Source organism: Pseudomonas sp. GM49 (assembly GCF_000282355.1).
In the GTDB taxonomy this organism is placed as follows: domain Bacteria; phylum Pseudomonadota; class Gammaproteobacteria; order Pseudomonadales; family Pseudomonadaceae; genus Aquipseudomonas.
Genome location: NZ_AKJL01000212.1, coordinates 1 through 4,755, shown reverse-complemented (window position 1 = coordinate 4,755; position 4,755 = coordinate 1). Strand labels below are relative to the sequence as shown.

The window sequence follows — 4,755 nt, the reverse complement described above, 5'->3', positions numbered from 1 at the left end:
CCCCCGCCGCGTTGTGGGGTATGGCGGTGGAGTTCTTCCACCTGCCCTGCCCGCTGACCGACTGGGAAAACCGCATGCGCCATGGGGCCGGGCAAACCGGCTATGGGGGTGGATTCATCGAGCATTACGTTTGGCCGGTCATTTACCCGGCGGGCCTGACACCCGGCATTCAGTTGGGATTGGGCGCCGTGGTGCTGGTGATCAACGTGCTGGTCTATCTTCGATTGATCCGGCAATGGGCCGCCTGAATTTTCAACCACCCGCCAAGGACTGAACACATGCTGTCGACCGTATCCTATGCGGCGCGGCAACCGGGGGAACGCTTCGATGCGTTGCTGTTCGACCGTCGCCGCTACCGTTTGCAACTGACCCCGGCGGGCGAGTTGCTGGTCAACGAAGCGACGCGGCTGATGCAGGACGTCTCGCGCCTGACCCGACGGGTCCAGGGAACGGACCGGTTTGCCTGACACCCGACGCTCAGTTGGCAATCACGCTTATGTTCCGGCCACTGGTCTTGGCCACGTACAGCGCCTTGTCTGCCGCACCGATCAGGTCTTCGGGGCGGACCAGGGAAGCGGCATTGCCGGCACACACGCCGACGCTGACAGTCACGCTGCCTTCCGGGCTGTCGCTGTGGGCAATTTCGGCCTGTAGCACCGCGAGGCGGATTTTCTCGGCCACCAGAAATGCCCCCACGTAGTCGGTACCGGGCAGCACCACGGCGAACTCTTCGCCACCATAGCGGGCGGCCAGGTCTCCGGGGCGCTTGATGTTGTCCGTGATGATCGCACTGACCTTGCGCAAACACTCATCACCGGCCAGGTGACCATAGCGATCATTGAACGGTTTGAAATGATCGACATCAATCATCAGCAGCGCCAACTCGGACTGACTGCGCCGGGCACTCCCCATTTCGGCATCGATGAAAGCGTCGAGCAGACGCCGGTTGGCCAGCCCCGTCAGCGCATCCTTGAGGGCCAGGCTTTCGAGGTTGCGATTGACTTCCAGGAGCTTGTCCTGGGTGTCCAGCAACTCGACCTGCACCACATTCTGCTGCTTCATCAGTTTGATAAGCCGAAACCCCAGTACGCCGAGAAAACTCAACAATAGCGTGACGATGCCGGCGCTGAGCAGCGTCTCCTTGCGCCAGCTGCCAAGCACTTCATCCTTGTTCAGCGCGGTAAAAACGATCAGCGGATAACCCTCGACCCGGCGATACCCCGTCACCCGCTCGACACCGTCGATGATCGACGTGATCGTGGCAGTTCCCGCACCGCCCTTGGGCAGCAACTGGGTGAACAACGGGCTCTTGGCGAGGCTGGTGCCGATCTCCGTCTCCTTGAAGGGTCTGCGAATGACAATGGTGGCATTGTCGGCGATCAGGTTGATCACGCCATTACTGCCCATGTCGATGCTGTCGTAGAGCTGCAGGAAATGACTGAGGTAGATCGTCGCCAGCGCCACGCCGGCAAAGCTGCCGTCGGGATGATTGACCCGGCGCGAAACCGTCATGATCCATTCACCGCTCGAACGGCTCTTGATCGACGGCCCGATGTGCGGCCCACGGCTGGGGTTGTCGCGATGGAAGATGAAGTATTCGCGGTCGGCGTTGTTGACGCCGGTTTGGCCGGCGCCATTGGAATTGGCGATCCACTGCCCTTTTTCGTCGAACACGAACAAGCCATGGAGCTGGCTCAACTCACTGCGCTGGGCGTTGAGCAAGGGCGGCAGCCGGGATTGATCCATACCATCGTGTTCCAGACGATCGACCAGGGTGAACAGCAGTGTGTCGGCCTGCTTGATCGTTGCCTGAGCTTGCGATGCCAGGGTCTGCGCAAGGTTGGACATCGCCACTTCCTTGTCATGCAGGTAGTACCGGCGCGAGCTCCAGGCTTCCCAGATCACGATAGCCGTCATCGACAGGCACACCGCGACCAGCAGGATCACCACCGAGCGGACCTTGAGCCGGGTCACGGTTGGCCGGAGCATTTCAATATGATCTTTGATCGACGGATGTCCCATGGTGCTCCCTGAGGGTCTATGACGGGGCGAACCTTCCTGAATCGCCTTTTTTGCTCACTATGCCTGATCCAGGCTCGCAACGATGTTAGCGCGACGCCTGCTTTACCGCCTCCAGCCACGCCGGATCCAGCCGCGTCTGTTCGGTATCGATGCCCAGCGCTTGCATTCGTTCCCTGTGCTGATCCATTTCGCGGATCAGTTGGCTGTGGTCGCTGGAGTTGCCATCGAGCTGATGCATCTGGTTCAACCCCAAATGGTAGAAACGCAACAGCTTCATCGCGACCGGGTCGCCCTTTTCCACGGCCGTCGTTACATGATGCATGACATTGGTAACACTCATCAGGCTGCGCTTGAGTTGCCAACTGTAGACTGCCGGCGCCATCCATTCCTGGCGCCAGAACATTTTGCGCATCAGCGCCACCATCGCCAGCACCGCAACAAACACGCCACCGACGTTGAAGTGCAGATTGTCGCCCCCCGGTGTGCCGAACAGAGCCACCGCCGCCGTGGACAACACCATCGCCAGTGCCAGAAAGATCAGGGCAATGATGACCGTGCTGCGCCGCGTCTGTTGCCGGTAGGTCTCGGCGTTCATGGGCTGGATTTCGAACATTGCGTCGGGTTTCCTGAGCTTCAATGGTAAAAAGGGGTCTGAGACAAAAAGACTGCGGGCCATTATCGCCTGCGCGAGGGATTTAGCTATGCTGGGGCTCCTTTTCATCTTTTCATCGTCAAGTGGGGGACATGGCGAGACCGCGCAGTTCGTGCCATCTTCTTTCATGAATACACATTATTCGGATGCCATTCGTGGTTGCTGTGTGAATGACATCGTTTTAAGGATCATTGAATGACCCAACGCCAAGTTATCAACGCCTCCGTCAGTCCCAAAGGCAGCCTGGAAACGCTCTCGCAACGGGAAGTCCAGCAATTGAGCGAAGCCGGTTCCGGCAGCACCTACACCCTCTTCCGCCAGTGCGCCCTGGCCATCCTCAACACCGGCGCCCACGTCGACAACGCCAAGACCATCCTTGAAGCCTATAAGGATTTTGAAATCCGCATTCACCAGCAGGACCGCGGCGTACGCCTGGAACTGCTGAACGCCCCGGCCGACGCCTTCGTCGACGGCGAAATGATCGCCAGCACCCGGGAAATGCTGTTCAGCGCCCTGCGTGACATCGTCTACACCGAAAACGAACTCGACAGCCAACGCATCGACCTGAGCAATTCCCAGGGCATCAGCGATTACGTCTTCCACCTGCTGCGCAACGCCCGCACCCTGCGCCCCGGCGTCGAGCCGAAGATCGTGGTGTGCTGGGGCGGGCACTCGATCAACACCGAAGAATACAAATACACCAAGAAAGTCGGCCATGAACTGGGCCTGCGCAGCCTGGACATCTGCACCGGTTGCGGCCCCGGCGTGATGAAAGGCCCGATGAAAGGTGCGACCATCGCCCACGCCAAGCAACGCATCCACGGCGGCCGCTACCTGGGCCTGACGGAGCCCGGGATCATCGCCGCCGAAGCGCCGAACCCGATCGTCAACGAACTGGTGATCCTGCCGGACATCGAAAAACGCCTGGAAGCCTTCGTCCGCGTCGGCCACGGCATCATCATCTTCCCGGGCGGCGCCGGTACAGCCGAAGAGTTCCTGTACCTGCTCGGCATCCTGATGCACCCGGGCAATGAAGGCCTGCCCTTCCCGGTCGTCCTCACCGGGCCGAAACATGCCGCGCCGTACCTGGAACAACTGGACGCGTTCGTCGGCGCGACCCTGGGCGACGCCGCCAAGCAGCACTACCAGATCATCATCGATGACCCGGCCGAAGTGGCGCGGCAGATGACCCAGGGCCTCAAGGCGGTCAAACAATTCCGCCGCGAGCGCAACGATGCGTTCCACTTCAACTGGCTGCTGAAAATCGACGAAGGCTTCCAGCGCCCGTTCGACCCGACCCACGAAAACATGGCCAACCTGAAACTGAGCCTCGACCTGCCGTCCCACGAACTGGCGGCCAACCTGCGCCGCGCGTTCTCCGGCATCGTCGCCGGCAACGTCAAGGACAAGGGCATCCGCCTGATCGAAGAACACGGGCCCTACCAGATCCGTGGCGACGCGGCGATCATGCAACCGCTGGACCTGCTGCTCAAAGCCTTCGTCGCCCAGCACCGCATGAAACTGCCGGGCGGCGCGGCGTATGTGCCGTGTTATCGGGTGGTGGCGTAGCAAAAACGGTATGAGCTTTAACGCCGCGGGCCACGATAAAGACTGAGCCATGGCTATCGCGAGTAAGCTCCCACACATTGGCTTCCCGGTTTTACGCGGGACTTGTGGCCACTGAAGGTCTCTGTGGGAGCGGCGGTGCGGCGGTGCGGCGATCCGACTTGCCCGCGATGGCTATGTGGCAGGCGAAGGGGTTCTTTGGGTGTACATATCCGTTTCTTCGGTAACGGCTACTTATGGTTCCGCCCTTACGGCGGGTTACTTGGAAAAGCCCCAAGTAACCAAGGGCTCTTGCCCCTGACGTTCGGTGCCTCGCCAAGGCTCGGCATTCCCTCGCTCCGGTCCTGCTCCGTGGGCCCGCCGCCATCCATGCCGGGTTGCCCACTGCGCAGAACCTCCACTCGGCCTCTCGAGGGGGCAAGAAGATCAAGATCAAAAGCCAAAGCCAAAGCCAAAGCCAACTGAACTCGTTTCCCTGTAGGAGCGAGCTTGAACTGGTCAACTAATTTTGGACA

Annotated in this window: 5 protein-coding genes and 1 pseudogene; 3 read left to right on the top strand and 3 right to left on the bottom strand. The window is 60.4% G+C overall.

The features are described 5' to 3' along the window. A partial coding sequence (locus PMI29_RS10295; RefSeq protein WP_008000255.1) for a DUF2784 domain-containing protein occupies positions 1-248 on the top strand: 248 nt, incomplete at its 5' end. Between the two features lie 36 nt (positions 249-284). Continuing rightward, positions 285-446, top strand: a pseudogene (locus PMI29_RS10300) (LysR family transcriptional regulator); the annotation flags it as partial. Positions 447-477: 31 nt separating this feature from the next. Here the strand turns inward: PMI29_RS10300 and PMI29_RS10305 are convergent. Next, on the bottom strand, positions 478-2,022 hold the full coding sequence (locus PMI29_RS10305; protein ID WP_008000251.1) for a sensor domain-containing diguanylate cyclase: 1,545 nt from the start codon (positions 2,020-2,022) through the stop codon (positions 478-480). 85 nt (positions 2,023-2,107) lie between these two features. After that, positions 2,108-2,635: a DUF3087 domain-containing protein gene (locus PMI29_RS10310; RefSeq protein WP_008000250.1), complete on the bottom strand. Its 528-nt coding sequence runs from the start codon at positions 2,633-2,635 to the stop codon at positions 2,108-2,110. Positions 2,636-2,869: 234 nt separating this feature from the next. On the opposite strand from PMI29_RS10310, the gene ppnN reads away from it, so the two are divergent. Further along, positions 2,870-4,243, top strand: a complete 1,374-nt coding sequence (gene ppnN, locus PMI29_RS10315; protein WP_007985294.1) for a nucleotide 5'-monophosphate nucleosidase PpnN — start codon at positions 2,870-2,872, stop codon at positions 4,241-4,243. Between the two features lie 245 nt (positions 4,244-4,488). Here the strand turns inward: ppnN and PMI29_RS32695 are convergent. Beyond that, positions 4,489-4,755: hypothetical protein (locus tag PMI29_RS32695; protein WP_050548080.1), on the bottom strand; the 267-nt coding region annotated here is incomplete at its 5' end.

What these genes read in the sequence shown, in the direction of transcription:
- PMI29_RS10310 (WP_008000250.1), bottom strand. Translation starts at nt 2,635, where the DNA reads ATGTTCGAAATCCAGCCCATGAACGCCGAGACCTACCGGCAACAGACG.
- ppnN (WP_007985294.1), top strand. Translation starts at nt 2,870, where the DNA reads ATGACCCAACGCCAAGTTATCAACGCCTCCGTCAGTCCCAAAGGCAGC.
- PMI29_RS10305 (WP_008000251.1), bottom strand. Translation starts at nt 2,022, where the DNA reads ATGGGACATCCGTCGATCAAAGATCATATTGAAATGCTCCGGCCAACC.